9 protein-coding genes and 1 pseudogene are annotated in these 19,749 nt (G+C 34.7%); 6 read left to right on the top strand and 4 right to left on the bottom strand.

Annotated elements, in window-relative coordinates; genetic code table 11:
- Positions 1 to 156: 156 nt before the first annotated feature.
- Positions 157 to 4,170 carry a hypothetical protein gene (locus ACSC97_RS13610; protein WP_436661452.1) on the top strand — a complete coding sequence of 1,338 codons (4,014 nt, stop codon included), beginning with the start codon at positions 157 to 159 and terminating at the stop codon, positions 4,168 to 4,170.
- Positions 4,171 to 4,500: 330 nt separating this feature from the next.
- Here the strand turns inward: ACSC97_RS13610 and ACSC97_RS13605 are convergent, their stop codons facing one another.
- Together ACSC97_RS13605 and ACSC97_RS13600 are read right to left on the bottom strand one after the other, a co-directional pair.
- On the bottom strand, positions 4,501 to 5,847 hold the full coding sequence (locus ACSC97_RS13605; protein WP_436661450.1) for a CAP domain-containing protein: 1,347 nt from the start codon (positions 5,845 to 5,847) through the stop codon (positions 4,501 to 4,503).
- A gap of 30 nt (positions 5,848 to 5,877) precedes the next feature.
- The gene (locus ACSC97_RS13600) at positions 5,878 to 6,486 is read right to left on the bottom strand and encodes a hypothetical protein (RefSeq protein WP_436661448.1); all 609 of its coding nucleotides are present in this window, start codon (positions 6,484 to 6,486) and stop codon (positions 5,878 to 5,880) included.
- 1,061 nt (positions 6,487 to 7,547) lie between these two features.
- Here ACSC97_RS13600 and ACSC97_RS13595 point away from each other — a divergent pair.
- Positions 7,548 to 10,358, top strand: coding sequence for a hypothetical protein (locus ACSC97_RS13595; protein WP_436661446.1), 2,811 nt, complete (start codon positions 7,548 to 7,550; stop codon positions 10,356 to 10,358).
- A gap of 420 nt (positions 10,359 to 10,778) precedes the next feature.
- On the opposite strand, the pseudogene ACSC97_RS13590 reads toward ACSC97_RS13595, so the two are convergent.
- Positions 10,779 to 10,943, bottom strand: a pseudogene (locus ACSC97_RS13590) (IS5/IS1182 family transposase); the annotation flags it as partial.
- Between the two features lie 137 nt (positions 10,944 to 11,080).
- Entirely contained in the window at positions 11,081 to 11,881 is an 801-nt protein-coding gene (locus ACSC97_RS13585; protein WP_436661444.1) for a hypothetical protein, read from the bottom strand.
- Positions 11,882 to 11,981: 100 nt separating this feature from the next.
- Here ACSC97_RS13585 and ACSC97_RS13580 point away from each other — a divergent pair, with 100 nt between their 5' ends.
- The 4 genes from ACSC97_RS13580 to ACSC97_RS13565 are packed head-to-tail and all read left to right on the top strand — an operon-like array spanning position 11,982 to position 18,545.
- Positions 11,982 to 12,221, top strand: a complete 240-nt coding sequence (locus ACSC97_RS13580) for a helix-turn-helix domain-containing protein (RefSeq protein ID WP_436661442.1) — start codon at positions 11,982 to 11,984, stop codon at positions 12,219 to 12,221.
- Between the two features lie 51 nt (positions 12,222 to 12,272).
- Positions 12,273 to 12,725: a transporter gene (locus tag ACSC97_RS13575; protein ID WP_436661441.1), complete on the top strand. Its 453-nt coding sequence runs from the start codon at positions 12,273 to 12,275 to the stop codon at positions 12,723 to 12,725.
- Positions 12,726 to 12,729: 4 nt separating this feature from the next.
- Entirely contained in the window at positions 12,730 to 15,033 is a 2,304-nt protein-coding gene (locus ACSC97_RS13570; protein ID WP_436661439.1) for a hypothetical protein, read from the top strand.
- A gap of 11 nt (positions 15,034 to 15,044) precedes the next feature.
- Complete coding sequence (locus tag ACSC97_RS13565; protein WP_436661437.1) at positions 15,045 to 18,545, top strand: hypothetical protein; 3,501 nt, start codon at positions 15,045 to 15,047, stop codon at positions 18,543 to 18,545.
- Positions 18,546 to 19,749: the final 1,204 nt, after the last annotated feature.

Raw genomic sequence — 19,749 nt, 5'->3', positions numbered from 1 at the left:
GATGGATGTCTGGTGATTTGTAGTCATAAATTTTAGTCCCCACTTGTTTTTAAGTGGGGACTAAATTAAGGCTTATAGGATGAATTCATAAGGTGTGTTCAGCGGACGCTTACCTTAGATCGAACTCACCTTAATGATGTGTTCTCAAATATAGGAATGAGTTCAACTTTAGGTCAGATTGAAAGTTTTTTTGCTTTGATTCCTGAGAAAATTCTAGTCATTGAGTCTATTGAAAAAATATTAGAACTCGATCATCAAGAAGCATTTGTTGATTTACTCCAGTTTATCAGACAACAAGAAGGATGGACCATCATTGCGACAGGACGTGATTATGCGTTTCAACTGCTTTCTTTTAACTTTTTGCAGCAGAATCAGATTAATTTTTCCAGTGTCAATATTGAAGGTTTTTCTGAAGAACAAGTGCAACAAGTTTGTGAACATATTCCTGAGCTTGAGACGTTAATATCAAATGATGCCTTAGTAGACATTCTTCGGATACCGTTTTTTATTGATATAGCAGTTCGTGCATTAAGTAATGGAGCACAATTTCAAAAAGGTGATACTGAAATTGAATTTAGAAAGAATGTTTGGTCTTCAGTTATTGCCAAAGACCAAGACAGAAAATCAGGTATGCCGTTAAGACGTAGAAAAGCATTTATTGAAATTGCTACACAGCGAGCAAAAAAAATGGTGTTTGGGATATCAGCAGATCAATTCGATCCAGAAGTAATATCCAAACTTGAAGAAGATAACTTAATTTATAGAGATCCCAATAATTCAACAATCAGCTTACCTCATGATGTGCTAGAGGACTGGGCATTAGAGGAATTTATTGAAGATAAATATAATCATAACCTAGATAATTTGGATGAATTTCTATCTGCTATAGGTAATGAACCTGCTATAAGTAGAGCTTTTAGGTTGTGGTTATACCGCCGATTGCAATTTGATGAATCTGCTTATGATTTTGTTGAAGAGATATTAACAGCTGAAAATATAGAAAATTTTTGGAAAGATGAAACGATTGCTGCAATTTTACAGCATGATTCTCCAGATCGTTTTTTACGGTCAATGAAAAATAATCTTCTTAAAAATGATTGCGCTCTATTGATTCGTTTTTGTTTTATTTTAAGAATTACTTGTCAAAAACCGAACTCTAGTTTTACTGATTCTCTCACATTAGATAATAAGTCTGGAATACTTCAAACGTTGTTTTTGGTACCTTATGGTAAAGGCTGGGGAGCTCTTTTTAATTTTATCTATGACGTTAGAAATGAATTAAACAAATCTATCCATAATCAAATTATTGAGTTAATTAATGAATGGCATAATGTAATAAACATCAACGATGATCTTCCATCAGAATCTAGAATTGTTGGTTTATTAGCTCTTTGGTTATTAGAATCTTTAAAGGATGATTACCAAAATAAAAGTGGGAGGAAAAAAATCCTTGGTGTATTACTAAAAGTATCTCCATCAATAGAAACTGAATTTGACCAGTTAATGACTCAAGATGTTTTTATATCTAAAATTAATCCTAGAAGATTGAGCTATGTAGATCAATTAATAAGTTTAGCCTTAGTTGGAATACATCTACCACTGTTATGTAAGTTCCGCCCAGATTTTATTATTCAACTAGGGATGCATGAATGGTTGTTGGAAGAAAAAGAAAGTGATGAATGGTATCGATATAACAGGATAGGTACAGATGAGTCTTTTGGCCTAGATAAAGATAGAAATTTTTCACCACCTAGTGGTGCAAAAGGACCATTTTTATATTTATTACAACATCATCCAAGAAAGGGTTTAGACTTTATTCTTGAACTATGTAATATAAGTGCAAAAAAATATGCTCAATCTGAGTTTGCAAATCCTTCAACAGAACATTTATATACCGATGAGGTTACAGTTAAACAAGTTAAATTAAAGCTAAAGAATGAAACTGTTATAAATCAGTATGCATCTCCTTATTTATGGAAGGGCTATAGAGGACAATCAACCTTACCTTACGTACTACAGTGCGCTCTTATGGCTTTAGAAAATTGGTTAATTGGTTATGTCAGTAAATGTGGTGAGAAAAATCAAATTGAGTGGATTTATAATCATATATTAAAAAATAGTAACTCTGTAATGACTACTTCTGTTTTATCGTCAGTAGCTGTTGGGTTTCCAGCTAAGATTGGAAAAGCAGCATTTCCAATCCTAAATAATCCAGATATGTACTCTTTAGATTTGGCTCGAATGATACAGGAAAGAGGAAAAAATACCCTTAATTGGTTTGGATATTATCAAAATGATGTAATGAGTAAAATCTATGCAGAGGAGAGAAAAGAAGCAGCTCTTAGACCTTGGAGAGGAGAGTCATTAGAAAACTTATTAATTAGACTACAATTAGACTCTGAGTTACGAGAAGATGCATTAAAAATCGTAGATCAGCTTAAAGTTGAAGCTTCTACTAGTAACGAAAAAAATATTAGATATTTAGTTCATAGGGTAGATTCAAGAACTTGGAATGTTATTAATGATGAAGAAAATAATCAAATTGTGTTTCAAACTTCCTCTGAACTCCCCGAAGATTTAAAACAAGATCAGAAGCAATTTAAGGAAAAACATAATGCAAATAATTCAATACTTAGTTTGAATTTATGGGCAAGTATATTATTTAAAGAAAAACAATTTAAGTCAGAGTATTTTGCTTCATATAAGGAGGGATTAGAAGCTGCAAAGCAATTATTAGTCGATCTTCAGAATCGAAAAATTCATGATTTTTCAGAAATGGCTGTTGAAACAATAACAACAGCGGTAGCTGTCTGCATTCGTGATGATATAGAAAGTTTAAGTAGTGAAAACATAGAGTGGTGCTTAAATATAATTATGGAAGCAGTCTTTATGCATGCGGATATTACAGAAGGTTCATCTCAGTATGATCGAACAGATTACTACGGTTCAAGTGCATGTGCTTTTGTTTTGCCAAAGTTATTAACATTACCTCTAGATGCAGAGCAAATAGATAATTTAAAACTTGCTTTAGCGACAGCTTTAACACATCCAAATGTTAATGTTTGTGCATCGGCAGCCAAAGGTGTGAGAGAGTTTCTTTGGCCGATTGACAGTAAATTAGCATCTGATTGTCTAAGTGGAGTTGTTGAATATGCTAAGTTTAGAAAAGAGGAGACACATAGTCATGCGCTTCATTATTTACAAGGAGAGGAATTAAACGTTGCGCTTGAAAATAAAAAAAGTCAGATAACAAATTTTCGTCTCAAATTAATTACAGGAGATTTTAAGCTTAATGTTGATGATGTTACCTTGGAAAGTCACTCATCATGGTTTATTCATTTACCTATGTTAATGATTCCGCTTGGATCTACAGAGCCTCAACAAATTAATCTGGTTAAAAAAATTGTAAATTTTGTTTTTGACTCTGAATACAAAAATTATAAGTCAGAGGATGATACAAACATAAATCACGATATCGAAAAGTACATTCAAGATACTTTTGTGGAACATGTAATCTATTCAAAGAATTACAGTTTTATGCCTTTTCAAGAGCTAATAATCTCTGGGTGTTCACGGGCACCAAGTTTTATTTATTCAATGAAGTTATCATTTGACGTAGCAGTGGAGAAAGAAAAAGATTTTGAAGCTATATGGTCACTGTGGAAAGTGATAGAACCTGAATTACATAAGATTGCTTTAAAAGATGTTAATGATCCTTATCAAGGTCTACAGAATGACTTAAATAAATTGCTACGTGGAGAGCTTTATGCAGATACTCCATGGCAAGGGCATGAAAGTGATAGGAAGTGTATGGAATGGGGTGCTATACATTTATTAGATTTTGCAAAGCAATCTGCAAGTAATAGCCATGTATTTATGGCTTTATCCTCACTAATGTATAATTTCTATGATTTATTTTTTGATAAAGGTATCCAGATTTTAGCTGAAAAATTAAAGACTAATTCTGAGCTAATAGCCAAGCAAGGAAATACAGCATTCTATTTAGAAATGTCTATTGGGAGATATTTGCAAATAGAAAATCGAGGAATGTTGAGTCGTAAAATGTATCAGATATGTCTTGTTCTTTTAACTGGTCTCGTAGAAACAGGTTCTGCACGAGCTTACTATCTTCGAGAACATCTCGTGCGTTCTAGGAAAATTAATGCTTAAAATTAGATCATTCATAAATAATTTAAATTAGGCAGTTGATTTGTTAAGGGATTATAATCATGAAAGGTCACAACCAAGCCAACAAAGGACGATTGTCTCTAATGGCTGCTTAACTTCTACTTTTAACTTCGCTTATTTATGGGAGGATTACCATCCTTTCTCAGCCCAATCTAGGCAGGATAATCCCTGCTGCAATGTAAATGCTTTAGATGTGGATGCAGAAATCGGTTGAGCCATGGCACTGTGTATCACCAGCAAGGCAATGCTGTTGATACACATAGATTTAATAAAGGCCATGTCGTTGTTATCTTTAGCTATCCTTTATTCTGTTTATTGATCACTGACCTTAAACCAGTAGCTATAGTCTTTCGGTTGACCCTTGACCAAGACATTGCTCAGTTTCACATCGTAGATGACGTTGTATTGCATTGTTCTAAAATGAAATTGCAAGTTATTGGCAAGTAGTCCGTAATTCATATTGTCATACTGGATATGATCAATCGTCTGGATTTCCTGAGTATCTCGTCTGGTCACTGTCAACGTTGCCCCTGAGAAATCTACCTGATTGTTGTCATAGGCATCCTGTGGGTTAACTAAAACTGAGAGCGATAAAGGTTCACTTTTGAGAAAGAATTTCTTCGGATAATCATGATACGGATAAGCAATAACTCCTTTGGCCACAGTCGTGGTTAAGGTTTGTGATTGATATGGATACACCGTTTTCATCGCTGCGCCTATGATGGTAGGAAAGCTTTTGGCCTGTGTGTTTGAGACTTCACCATAGGATGCTTTGGTTAAAAATGGACTTAATATGTAACGCCGATGTCCTATACTGACTGAGTTCTTTTCGGTTAACCAATTTACTAAATTTTGATCAGCACCATACCTATTTAAATTTTCATAGGATTGAATAAAATTTAGGTTGGAGGTTGAAGTACCCTGAAAACCAATATCACTAAAACAGACCCATGTGCTATCTGGAAAATGTGAGGTTTTTTCATTGACCGCCAACAGCATCGATGCCTGCATCATCTGATCTTCATGTGCATAATCGTATTGAATCCGAGGAAGTTGATGGAGTGCACGAATCTCATTCAGCGTATTGATAAATAACTGACGGTCCGCTTCACTTGGTCGGCCAGCCTCGCAAGCATTCAGATCTTTTTGACTTGCAGTACTTGCATCTAAGACATCAACAGTGAGATTGCTATTCAGTGGAAGAAACTGTTTTGTTCCTGATTGGGTCAATTTTATACTGCATTGACCAAGATCAAGGGCTTTTAATTCTCCGTCTTCAAAGGTGCAAATACTAGGGCTATTACTGGTTAAACTCAGTTCGAGTTGTTGGTCCGTCTTGAGATTCAACTGGTATGCCTGACCTTTTAAAAAGCGTTTAATCTTTGGCGGCTGAAAGGTTTGTACTCCCTTGTTTTTACATACACCGTCTTGCAGGTACTGGGTGTCTGAACAGGTCACGGGTTTTGGATCGGGATTATTATTGCCATTCCCCGTTCCGTTATCATTTGAAGATCCCGAGTTTGAATTGTTTGTTCCTGAATTTCCATTATTTGGACTCGAACTGGAACTCTCTCCTGAACTCCCGCCTCCACATCCGACCATCACCGTGCTAATAGCGACCATCAGCACCGATGGCATCAACAGTTTTGAATATGTCATGATTGATTTCCTTGTAGTGATCTATTGTTGTTATTGATAGTGTTCAGCAGATAACAGTTGACGAATTTCACTGGCCATTTTCGGACTGCGCCAAGGAAATAACACTTTAAGGCAATAATTCGGTTTAAATTGATCGCGGGTGCCAATGTTGACTTGAAACTCTCGTTTTACCGGGGAGCGATGCACGCGTTGATTGACATGGGTACCCATCATTGGATTACTGATCACGGTGGTGGTGGTTCGGTAGTGGTCTTCCACCAAGTTGTAATGACCTACTGAGGTAATGTAGTGAAACGGGTATTTAACTAAACGATGATCGGGCTGATCAAATAAAATAATGGTTTTATCTTGTGAGTTGATCCAGACACCGCGGTTTTGGTAATTAAACTGTTCGCCTTGGCGTTTGAGTTGTTCGGTCATACCGTCAAAGAAGGTATTTCCGTATGTATACATAAAATAAATCAGTACAAACCAGATCAGGTCAAAGCCAAAGAATAGGTAGCCAAACCATCCAAAGGAAAAAATTTGGCCAACAATGAGAAAGATCACGATGGGTATCACCACACATTTGACAAACAGTTTGGATTTTTTTGGGTAGTGCTCGATTGGAAAGACTTTGGGTTTGGTAAGTTCAGTCATGGTTGTTCCCCGCATGTTCAGTGCCATGGACAATCAGCAGCCGTTAAAAATAATAAAAAAGTCTATTTTTATAGGCGTGATTGAACCATCCACCGTTGGATTGTTCTTGTTAAAAAGTTTTTAATACAGCCTAAAAATTAAATTAGCCGTATAGTCCCCGTTGCAAAGCACAACAGAGTTGAACAGGTGGTGAGGCACAAATCAGAAAAGATAGATACAGCATGAGAAGCTCCTAGATGTAATAGAAGTTCTACCAAATTACTGTCAAATAATGGTGGCAGAACGAAAGAGGGTTGACAGACTGATCATCTAGGAATCAGCACACTCGAAAGTGTCCCCCTTCCGTCCTACCATAGAAAAAAGGGGGACGAGAAGATTCCCACACTCAATTTATATTCGAAAAATATAAATCTCATGTGCTAGATGAATCGGTCTGTCAAAACCGACTGGCAATGTAGGCCAGCGAACTCATATTAATTTTATTCAAAGCGTTAGTCAATTTCAGCGAGTGTTAAAAAAAAGCAATCGACTTCAAATCATCTGTTTAAGTTAAGCGGTTGATTCTTAGCATTTGCTGAAAATGAATCGATCCAATGCTGTATTAGACCTCTTGCGTAATTGTACAAAATAAAATCAACACAATAAGGAAAGCTTTAGTTTCATAACTTAAAGACTGATCATTTTTTAATTTATGTAAGAGATCTATTATTGAATATATTAAAGTTAACTACAATCGAATCAGACTGCATTCTGCAAATGGTTGATCAAGACCAGAAGCTTTTAAACAGAAATATTTTAAGAATTTAGAGGGACCGATTGTCCACAATCTTGACTAGGATCATATAACTAATCATAGTGTTAGTTCAGCTCAAGAATTAAAATTAATTTAGAGGACAAAATACCAAGCGAATTAAAGGGTCGAATTGATATATTTGTTTTGGATGTTTCCTTATAGAGGATTAATGATGCATAATGCGAACGACTTAATTATGATTGGGTTCTTAAGGTTGCAATGAAAGAGCTTGATTTTCTTTAAAATATTTACAAATTAGCTGAATAGATTGAGTGTTATGGATTTCTTAAAAAGAGCATTTATTAATAAAATCGTCGATGACCTTATTACACTTAATGGAACTGAATTTGAGTATTTCTGTAAGCCTATTTTTGAAATAATTATTGGGGAACCTGCTATTCATAAAGGTAGTAATTTATTTGCAAAACCAATCAGTAGAACGGTTGATTTTTCTACTAATAATTTTGAGGTAGTCGGTCAATGTGGAACAGATAATGATTATTTTGGAGTTTTTAGTGGTAATTTTGATGACATATTAAAACTAAAAATAGAGGATACTAAGCCTATAAAAGATATATCTTCCGCATTAAAAAATAGTGATCAATGTTCAAAAATCATTCTTTTTTCTAATCAAGAAGCAAAAGCTGGTCGTCTTGATAAGGTCAATAAAACGATAAATCATTTTGGTATAAAACAAGATGTTGAAGTTTATGATTCGGAAGGTATCGCAAATATAATTGTGGAAAATATTGGAAATCAAAGACTTATTTTGGGTATTATTGATTATCTACCTACTGCGAGCCAAATTTACTCTGCACTATCAATGCAAAATGAATTACCTCCATTACCCCATGATTATGTAATACGTGCTGACGAAAATTCTGTTATTGAAATAATAAAAAAGCATAAAGTTTCAGTAATTCATGGAGTAAGTGGGATTGGTAAAAGTAAAACAGCTCTTGGCGTAGCTCATCGGCTAATTAATGAGTTTGATTCAGTCATTTGGGTTAATCTTGGAGAGAAAAAAGAATTTGATTTTAAATCAGTAAAAATTGGAGACTTTGATAAAAATCTTAATTTAGCCCATTTTTGTTCAACATATAAAACACTTGTTATTTTAGATAATTTTTTTGGTGACTCTGATGAAATAGAATCAATTTTTCAAACATTTGCTAAAGAAGATAGTAGAGTTTTGATTACTTCATTAGAAAGATCTTCGAGAAGAGAAAATAGTTTTCATCTTTCTGAAATGACTATTGATGAAGCTAAACAGCTGATTAATAAAGGTATTGATATTGAGGATAGATATGTAGATGAAATTATTGAAACTATAGGAGGACATCCATTATGTTTAGAGTTAGTATGCCAAATTATTAATGAAGAAGAATATAATGATATTGAGATTGCTACTTTCCTTAAAGAAATTGAAGCAATACCATATGAAATGGTTCGAGGTAAGTCACAAACAATCTCGGACTTAGTTATCGGTAAATATGCTCAAAAATTTATTAAAGAATTTACTCTTATTGCTTTACTAGATGCAGAGCAGGTAAGTAATTATATTTTCAATAAAATTATTGGAATGAGAGCTATTAGAAATCTAGAAAGAGGCTCATTAATCGTCCGTTCCGGATTGAATTATTCTACTATTCATTCAATTGTATTATTATCTATTAAAAATTTGATTGGTGAATGCGGTGAGAAAAATACCCTAAAAGAAAAAGTTTGTGAAATACTTTCAGTTGATAATGAGTATAAAAACTCAGATTATTATAGCTTTTGTGTAATCCATAATGACTTATTGCAGAATCTTTATAATGAGAATCTTAGTGATAAACATAAAAAAAATTTATTGTATGCAATTATTCAAACTACAGATAATTTAGTATTTAAGTCTGAACTAATTAATGAAATAGATAAATTTGACTTGAGTAATAATACATTGGAAGATCTACTTCTGTTAATAGAAAAGTCGGAATTAAAATTAATATCTATAGATAGGAAAAGTAATGAAGAATATTATAAGAAGGAAGCTACTGAGGTAATTGAAAAATTAACTGAAATTAGTGCAAGTATACCTGAGGGAAGTAATCTTAAATTACTTATTGAGCATCATATTGCAAAAATATATTATTGGAAAAGAGATAATATTAACGCAAAAAAAATATTTAAAGAATTACTTTCTAAATATCCCTCAAGCGAACAGTGTATGCTTCAATTAGCAAGAATTTATGATAATGAAAAAAAATATCCTGAAGCTGAAAGATTCATAGATATAGTTTTAGGTAATTCTAATTATGATAAGCAATCCTATTCTGTAATTCTTTCTTTTTATGATCTAATTTCCAACTCAAGGTATAATTCATTTAGAGTAAAGTATATAGAAAATAGATGTGAAGATTTTGTATCAACAATATCTGCCACATTACGTTCTTCTTTTGATCATCCTTATAGAGTTTTAAGTTCTCTTTCAAGTTATTTAGGATACAATTTACCCAAAGTATTTGAGTCACTTTGTTCAAATTTACCAGCACCTGATAATGTCAGTAAAAATAAGAAACTTATGATAGCTTATGCGGACATACAATTTGCTTTGTATCGTTTATACAAATACAAGCCTAAATATGAAGGCCAAAATCAAAAACTTACTGAGTTATCAAAACTCGCTGAGAAATATTATATTGAGGCAGAAGCCACTAACGATTATGACAATATGAAGGTTGCAAAATTTTATATTGAAACGGAACAATACAATAAAGCTGGTGTTTACTTAGAGAAAATAAATAGTCAAGATGCTTTTTATTACCAAACTTCTGCAAAACAACTGCGAGGTATAAATAACGGTCCAGATGCTTTAGCAGCCATTGAAAAAGCAATCGATGCGACTAAAAAAGGTGAATGTAATAAAATGTTTCTATCAAGTTTTTTAAATGATAAGGCAGAGATATTAAAACAAACAGATGTAGTTGAAGCGCTTAAAATTCTCAAAGATGCAATCGAATTGGAAAAGAATTCTAAAACACGAGCAGCTTGGCAACAAAAAATGCAGGTTTGGAATAAAAATTTAGGTAAGGATTAGACATGAATTACTTTCCTTATTTTAAGTTCTAATAAAGTCAGGAAAGTTCTCTTTCTGAAGGATCATAAATATATGGAGACTAATCAAGTATTTTGTACTGTGACGAAATTGTGACTTGTTCCTAAAGAAATTAGCTTTAGTTACATTGGAATTAATGAGTAAAGCTTGAAGGCAAGCATACAAGTGATTGATATTTATAGATATTAATTTTGAAATTACGGACTCATAATCCGTTGGTCGACAGTTCAAGTCTGTCTGGGCCCACCATATAAAACAGCCACTTACGTGCACTAATCGTAAGTGGTTTTTTTGTTTTTAGATTCTGGTAAGCAAATGGTAAGCAGCTTAAATCAACATTATTTTTAATTGGCTTTATGGCATATAAATTTTAAAGATAGAGTTGTCTGTAGTTATTAAAATTCAAGTGACAACGTGGGTATGAAGTCGGTCTAATATCGTAAACTTTTTTAAGACTGCCACACGTGCATGAATCTCTTTGACTTGACTGTCAAAATTCCTAGCACTGAGTTTATCGCCTAATAATTTGCTGTAATGCTTTCTTGTTTCGACCAACTTATCGCCATGGATATCTTAACCATTCTTCCAAATGCTTCTCCGCAGACAATTAAGCACCCACTGAAATCCACTTTTTTATCCGCGCAACATCCCCATATAGTTTTCTTTAGTAAGTAAACCAAAATGTTTTTTTGCGATAAAGCACTCTATTCTAGAATCTGTTTATATAGACGCGGATTTAAAAGGCTCTCATCTATGCAAGGAATTAAATGATTAAGTTTAGAATGAGCATGAAGATCTACTTCAGCTTTTATAGATATATTTTTAATTTCATTAGACCAATTACTATTTCTATATTGTCTCCAATTTAATTTAATTTTGATTGGTCTATTATAACCATTTAATTCCATAATAAAAATTTGATTGAATAATTCATCAAATAACAAGACATGTGAACGATGGAGGTGAGGATTTTTTTTAAGTAGTAGCTCTAATGAATTTATGAGGAGTGAACAGCAATCATTAGAGAGAGCAGTACTATTAATGGTTACTCCCCAGTGATGTAATAAATACAATGTACAAAAGCTGTCGAGTGAGCCATAATTTGCTATATATTCCAAGTCGATCTTATCAAAATCTCTTATACGTCGATTAGATAAGATAATGTCTACGATATATTTAGGTAAATCATTTAAATCTAATAAAATAAGGTTTTCATCAAATGTTTGGTATTTTAAAATTTTCCAAATGGGATGATTAATAATATTAGATGAACCAATACATTTAGATTCAACACTAATTATCCGGTATTTTTGTGGTGTAGATAATCCAAATTTATACTTTTTAAATAAGCTCTGTACCTTGTGATCTTCTTGGTATCCATAAAAAAATTTTTCCATATCATAATCATTTTTATATCTACCAAAGTGTACTAACTGATTATAAAAAAAGTCATACCAACTTATTGTTTTTGCAAAATCTATCCTAGTTCTTAGCGGGCGGCCCATGTATCACTCTGACTAACTAAAGTACAACTTATCTTAACTGAAAGTTTGGCAAGAAAAACACCTTTTTGCAAAGTAACATTCCAAATTGATTTGTGGTTTTATGACTCTAAATCAACAAGGACACAAAAAAATGTCATTTAAGCATAAACAAAAGCCGATTACAGATGATCGGCTTTTATTGACCACTAGAGAGACAGCTAGGCTTTTAGGGTATGCAGAACAGACTTTACGTAAGTGGGCTTTATATGAAAATGGCCCAATTAATCCTATTAGACATGGACGTACTCTTCGTTGGAGTAAGGCGGAAGTCTACAAATTTGCTTGCTTAAAAGAAGACTGATTTTGAAGATGGTATGGACTAATTGCTCATACCTATTTACTAGGTTTCAATATGCAAAAAAAATCATTTGAAGTTCTGATCAAACTCAGAGCAGTTTTGATATTAGATTTACCAGACTTTATTCGAGGTTTTATCTTGAATCTTAAAAACAAGCTGGATGCTTACATCAAAAGAACTCTTAACACGGGGGCGAAATCGAATAAAGCCGTTGATGAATTTGAGGTCCTAAAATGGTTAATCCATAAAATTCCTCTAGATCTGCAACAGGTCGACAAGCACAAACAGAAACATGTGCATGCTGTGCTGTTTACCTGTTTTTTTACTCAATTATCCGAAGCCTTAGGTCTGCGGTTATCACAGCATATGCGATCGGAGCCAAATCTGCAGCGTCATGTTCAATTGAGTGCCAGCACCTATAAAAAATACTTCAAGTTGCATAAAGACTTGAACCTCAAGTTAGAGCAAAACCTAATTTTCAATTTTTACCCTAAAAAATTATGGTGATTTGATGAGTCAAAATGATAAATCGTCAGAGTTAGACGAAGAAACCAAATTATTGGAAGCATGGATAAATCAGTCCCTGAGCGACAAAAAACAAATTTTGAATCAGCTCTTGGCGCAAGATCAGCAGGCACTAGAATTGTATGTTGCTGCTCACGATATCCATGTGGTGATTAAAGACAATCGGATGGTGACACAAAAGAAATTATTGGCAGGCTTAACTCAATGGGCTAAAAGTGCATCTATAGGAGAACTAAACGACCAACAAAAAGCAGCACTCATCTATTCCTATCTTTTGACTGCAGTCTTGTGCGAAATGCTGAAGGGAATCATCTTGTTAGAACCTCAGGCTGAAGAGAAAGAAAGACGAGTTATTTTACATAAGTGTGAAAAGAACAATAAAATCAATACAGTATTTTATGATTTAAAACTGTTGTTGCAAAAGCAGTTTTCTCACGCTGAGGAAAATAAACAACTGTATGCAGACATCACGCAAAAACTCCAGGGGATGGATGAATTTAATGCCAATGAGTTAAAAACTCTTTTAGAGCGCAAAACAATAAAAAACGATTTTGAACAGCTTAATCTCGGCCGCCATATTCAACAATTCATTATTGTTTGTAATGAACTCATCAATAGTAGGTTAAATTCATCGTCAATCAATGTTCAGGCTTTAATCGACAACATTCAAAAGCGCATGACCCGCACATCTCATTCTGGCATATCTTCGTTTGATGTGGAGAATGATGATAAGGAACAGGATACAGAGGCCAATGTTGTCGATCCTGAACAGGATGAGATCGCCAAGCGGGTGAAGGGGAGTTTCTCTGACGACAAACAGAAACAGCTTGAAAAGCAAGCTAAGCGAATTCAGCGACGTGACTTAGCCTGTAAAACTAATCCGCTTTATCTGAAACCCAGTTTATTAACTGAGGTATATCAGCGATTGCACGAGTGTTATCAAGAAAATACGAGAAATGATGCATATCAATCGGCTCTAGCTGTGTGTGGTCTGATGTGTCTCTTGACCGGTCTGAGTCCAACGGTCTTTCAAAAGATTAAGTATTTGATTGGTATTGGTAGAATTAAAAAAAAATCAGTCAAAAAAGTCATCCATTATTATTGGGTGATCGATCCTAAGTTAAATGCCAATCATTCCGGTGCCATGCAAGATAAAGCACAGCGTTATAATCGGGCCTTAACCCTGGAATGGCGCATACCAGCACCCTGGATCACCAGTTTAGCGGCTTTAGAGGAACCTGAATTTTGTGTGATTGAGTACAATAATTTTTTGCGGGAAGTCTTTAAAGAGCATCAGATTGGTGAAATCACCTGCGGGATGTTAGAGCGACAAATCTATTTCCATCTGGATATGGAGACTGGTGATAACCTAGTCGCACACTTGTTGGCTAATCGAGATACTCATCATATCGTGCAATGGAACTATGAAGGGCGTCAGATCGATCAAATCGACCAGCATTTTCAAGGCTATATTAATGTTCTATTAGACCGTAGAAAAGGTGATCCATGGATTGAGAATGAACACCCTGGCCATATTTTTCATCGTGAGGAACGTATTGGTAGTCAGCGATGCTGGACTGTAGAGGCCGCGAGTGAATTTTTTAATCAGCTTTATCATTTTGTCAAAAACACATTAGCCAATACTCAAGCGAATCTGATCGAGAAGCTGAATGCTTACAGCATTTGGATATGGCATCTTTCCTTAATCTGCCTGACGGTACGTCCAATAGTCGGCATGCCGGGGTTACTCAAACATTACGATCCTAAGGCACAACTGCTTTATGTGCATGATAAAAAAACTGATTCACGAAAAGTAGGACGTCCTGTTCCTGTTCCTGTTACAGGCTACTGGCAGGATCATTTCAATGCATATCGAAAATATCTGACGCAAACCATCGAGACACTCGGGATAACTAGTTTTAAAGTGAAATTGGAAAACGATGGTTTTATGCTCTATGTCATCTCACATCCTCGGATCAAGTCCCAAAAAGGTCAGGTGAATCTTGCGGAAGTCGTGGAGCATTTGGAGTTACAGCCCATGTCTGCTGATTTTGTCACGAATTACCTTAAAGAGACCGTGCAGATTTATAAAAACTGGCCAAGGCATTTCACTAAAAATCATCTCGCCTTGAGTGGTGACATTCACAATACGCTATATACCCATGATAAGCAAAGCATGGGATTCAGTCACATTTCTGGATTAAGCCCTTATCTCTACAAACACGACATTCAGCAGCAAGTTAAAAGCTTGCTCAACAAACTAGAAATCGCAAAGCTTGAAGTGCTTTAAAGGACCATCTTGTGCTTGATACATCACTCGTTACGCAATTAGAAAATGCCATTAAAAGAGAAATCGCCGACATTTTTAAGGAAATTTCTCAGCTGATCACTGCTACATACACAGATGTAAATTCTGACCTTGCTCAAATTGATTTTAAGTGGCTTGATCAGCAAATTCTGGACAAGTTCAATATCTATAGAGCAGTTTTAGAGCAGCTCTGCCAAATATCCAAATTTAAGGACAATGCTGCAGATTACCTTCAATTCTGTTTTAAACAAGTGAAACGGGTTTGTAACGAGAAAAACCAGCAGTGGCAAAAGGATTACCCTTCCTATGCCGAGAGCTATGAGATTAAGTTGCCCGATTGGATAGTCTACACATCTAAACGTCTAGACAACGTTTTTTCAGGACGAAAGTTACAGCAGGGTACTATGCTCGTCGAGGTAAAAGAAAAACTGTATGTGAATTGGGCGGATTATCTCAAACAACAAACTCAAGGTATCCTCTTATACTCTACGGCTAAAGAGCAACAAAAATTAGTGAATACCTTGTTTGAATGTCTGTGTATTTCATTAATTTTTGATCAGGGATGCATGCAACCTGAACGACTGATAGCCATTCATGATGCGATTTTTCATATGAACCTGGATAGTGGCTTGCTTCCGATCTATTCAGGTGACGAAAAGGTTCAAAAAGCTTATGTCTTTTCATACACGTTGCCCTCGACAAAGTATGGCAACATCTATCGTCAGGATGGCGAAGAAGAGGCGGAGTTATGGCAAACCCAAAACATTTATTTCAATGCCTTTGCGATGCTATGTTATCGACGGATTCAGGAGCTAATTAATAGATCGCAAGGGCATGAATTACAAAGCACTTCGCCATTGCTGTGCTGGGAAAAAGAACAGAGTGAAATTGAAACGGGGAATCAGCCTGAAGCCTTACTGCTAGAAAAACTTAAAATCCATTTAAACATTGTACTGAATATGGCGGAGGAGGGGGACTCTAGAAAAGGACGTGAGGATCAGCCATTTGCACAGCTTAATCACGTGAAGCTATTTTTAAAAGGCTTGGAAAAGACCGGTTTTGCCATTTTTAAGCATATGGATTATGTCTTGTGGCAAGAGATTCCTAATCTGGATGTGTTAAGTACCAGTGTACTGAACAATCAGATCATCACTTCGCCTTTAATCTATGAGCAGTATACACAGCTCTATGATCAACTCGATAACTGGAAAACCATTCAGACCAGAATTAGAAACCTTGGCAAAAATAACCAATTTTTAGAATTGGAGATGCCTACAGTTACAGTCAAAACATTTCATGATCGACGAACCGGTCAACGCCATGAGCTGAAATCCTGGTTTTTATCTTTTCATTGGGATATCAAACCCAAACAGCTTGCGGATCAACTCCAAGAAAGCATCCAAAAATCTGAGGACTATAAATCTGCGTATGAGGCTGGAAATGGCGAGTACCTGGATTATGTAGTGGCTATTGCACATTTACGTGTGTGTCAGTGGTTAGAAAACGAATTTGCTTATCATGGGAAAGCAGCGATTAAAGTCTCAACAATCAAGCGTTACTATAGTAGTTTTGTGCTTGACCTACTTTGTTATGTTCTAGAACAGCAGATCAATCTAGATACAGCCACTGAAGAGCAGTTTGAGGAAATGTATCGCACGATTGTTGAAGAAAAACTGCTGAATGATCAGAAAAATCATAAAACGACCGCCCAAACCAACAACAATAAAAAATACAATACCTCGGGTTATGCCTTTGATCGGCTGAAAGCCTTTCACCAATACTTAGTCAAAAATCATCGTGCACCGATTGTGCAATATTTATATGAACGTCAAAGTGACGGTTTATTTTTAAAAACCAGACTCATTAGTCCGCAGATGTTTCAATTGATGATACGGATTCTTAGAGAATACCCAGAAGCTTTGGGTCTGACTGAGCAGGATGCAACCTGTTTAGAATGGGTCTATACATTGGCATTTAGACTGGGCTTGCGTATTGATGAAGCTGCCGGGATCTGTATCGATGATTTTGTATCTCCGCAGTTACGAAAACATCCTGACAATCGACAGCTCTATTATGTGTTTGAATCCGCCTTACATCAGCAGAAAGACGATCGATCTGACCATAAAATGAGAAAAACAATGGGTGATATTGATGATCTCACCCTTAGGATTCGTCTAAATTCTGAGCGTGATCTGAAAAGTGATAATGCCACGCGTCAGTTTGATTTAGCTTATTTTTTAGCACCGGACGAGTTCACAGGATTTTGTCGCTTTTATCAAAACCAGTTACCTGGCTCTAAAGCGACTGCAGCAGTCCGCAATAGAAAAATCAAACAGCTCTTTATGCTGGGTGAACAACCTTTATCCAGTACAAATTTATCAAAAATTACCCAGTTGCTGTTTAATACTGTATTAGGGACAAACGATCATCAATATACCTTTCATGCTTTCAGGCATAGTACCGCTTCACATTTGGCTATCCTTTTAAAAGGCAGCATAGCACTGGTACGTTGTTTTACTGACTATGATTCCGAGTTTGGGCGTAAGCTTAAAAAGCACATTTTACCCAATATGAAGGATGCTTCATCGCGTAGTGCACAAGCCTGGTCTCGACTTGCGCATCTGATGGGGCATGAAGACATTCGGATCACTGCAAGACATTATCTGCATCATCTGAATATCCTGATTGCTGACATGTTTTATCAAGCAAACCGTGAATATTCACCTCAATTGATCAAGGCATTATTAGGCGATAGTCAGTTGATGCATCGCGATTTCAAGGTTAAATTTCAGTCGAATGAAAGAGATATTTTAAAATTGATGAAGAAGATTCATTCACACACAGAAAATAATTCTCAAACTGCTGCATTAAAGAGCAAGAAAAAGCAGAAGCAGCCTCAACAACAGGACGTATTTTTATACCGTGAAACGTTTTTAGACGAATACCGGAAGTGGCGGGAAAAAAAAGAAATAGCAACGATCGATCCTGAAGTATTGAAGTTCATTCAATCGATCAGCCAGCCGTTTTCTCTCTATACAAAACACGTTAAAAATGATGCTAATCCTGAGGATCTTATCGGTTTTACTTGGAATAAAATGGTGACATGGTCTAGTCTCAATCAGATTGAGAAACCTTTTAACTTAAATAAAAATGTAACCCAGAAAGATCTTAAACATTTTTTTTATTGTTTAGAAAATAAAATTTCACTTGAAAAAGATCGTCCTATTTTGAATTTTAAGGCATCATCTAAAAATGACTTGATTGACTATCAAAGATTCTTAGATTTTATCAATAAACTTTATTCAAAAGATTCAGATAATTTTTCAAAAGATTCAGATAATTTTGAATGGGATGAATATAATCCGGGTGAATTTAATAATGTAAAAAAGGGCGAGGTGAAAATAAAAAAATATAAAATATGGAATAAAAAAGATAATAATTTTATTCAAAAGATGCTGTTACAAAGCGTCTTTTACAAGATGAAAGAGTGCTGATGGTATCAAAAAAGAGTGCTGAGAGGTTCTATCAGAAGTTTAGCATATGAACGGAAATTTATCAAAAAAAATACATTGAAAACATATGGATATTGTTTTTTAACTTTGCAAATTGGTTTTTGTTAGTATTTCTTTGCAGATAATCTAGTTTTTGGTGTTCAAAAATAGGGACGTTTAGGGGGGGATTTCACCCCTATTATTAGCTTTTTTGAGTGGTTTTAGACAGAAATGCAAATCTTTTTGAGAAATTTTTTAATATTTAATCTTTGTTAAAGTTAATAGAGGTATCTCGAAATTATTGTTCCTTTAAAAAAAGTATTTTATTGGTTTTAATGTGATCAATTGGATTAAGTGTTAATTTATAGTAAATGGAGTTTTTATGGTTGTGAAAATCTATTTTAGGAGTTGATTTTAATTGATTGAAAATTTTTGGTATTTTTAAAAGGATGATTCTTGCTTTTAATTTATTTAGTAGGATGCTGTTTAAAACCTAAGTGCTGTGGTTACATAAAGAATAGAAAGATGGAATTACTCTAAAAAATATAAATTAGAGATATAACTCTTTCAATAATTTGATGCAACCCAACTTGGTTTCCATCAGACTTTTGCGATGATCACCTGACTACTTTTTCAGAATGTTCTTCCTAGAAGTTTGAATGTTTTTAAGAATTCATTTACTTATAAAGATCTCTATTTTTTATCTTTCCATGATTCTATATTTTTTTAGCAGAGTACAAGTATGTGCCAGTCGATCTAAAATGACTTGTCTGTAGCATTTCGTATCATAGACTCCCCATCGGTATATAAGGATTCAATGTGCTCCTCAGATGAAATGTGATTTAGTAAATCACCAGGGGGAGTACCTGATATTATTTGTTGTGAGCAGTGCCTTTTAGGAAGGTTGTAGCAATATTCTAATGTGGAGCTTGCGCCATGGATATTGATATTCAGGTTGATGTTTATAACGTTTCCACTCAACTTACGTATTTTGAAATTTTGAATCAATCAATTTTTTGAATTTTTTAGGTAGTATACAAGAGTTGTCAAATGGTGTGATGCAATTGAAATAGTAATCTCAGCGTTAAATAATTTAATAGGACTTACGCACTATCATTTATAGATTCTCTGTGGTAGCAGATGATTTTTATCGAGAATAAAGTCATCAATGAAGTCTTTGATGATTGGTCTAAATAAGTTCTTTTGC

Source organism: Acinetobacter sp. P1(2025), from assembly GCF_051390655.1.
Classification (GTDB): Bacteria; Pseudomonadota; Gammaproteobacteria; order Pseudomonadales; family Moraxellaceae; genus Acinetobacter; species Acinetobacter junii.
Note: the sequence above shows the minus strand (reverse complement) of the source record. Positions and strands in the feature narration are given on the sequence as shown.

What these genes read in the sequence shown, in the direction of transcription:
- ACSC97_RS13580 (WP_436661442.1), top strand. Translation starts at nt 11,982, where the DNA reads ATGACTCTAAATCAACAAGGACACAAAAAAATGTCATTTAAGCATAAA.
- ACSC97_RS13570 (WP_436661439.1), top strand. Translation starts at nt 12,730, where the DNA reads ATGAGTCAAAATGATAAATCGTCAGAGTTAGACGAAGAAACCAAATTA.
- ACSC97_RS13610 (WP_436661452.1), top strand. Translation starts at nt 157, where the DNA reads ATGAGTTCAACTTTAGGTCAGATTGAAAGTTTTTTTGCTTTGATTCCT.
- ACSC97_RS13600 (WP_436661448.1), bottom strand. Translation starts at nt 6,486, where the DNA reads ATGACTGAACTTACCAAACCCAAAGTCTTTCCAATCGAGCACTACCCA.
- ACSC97_RS13585 (WP_436661444.1), bottom strand. Translation starts at nt 11,881, where the DNA reads ATGGGCCGCCCGCTAAGAACTAGGATAGATTTTGCAAAAACAATAAGT.
- ACSC97_RS13605 (WP_436661450.1), bottom strand. Translation starts at nt 5,847, where the DNA reads ATGACATATTCAAAACTGTTGATGCCATCGGTGCTGATGGTCGCTATT.
- ACSC97_RS13575 (WP_436661441.1), top strand. Translation starts at nt 12,273, where the DNA reads ATGCAAAAAAAATCATTTGAAGTTCTGATCAAACTCAGAGCAGTTTTG.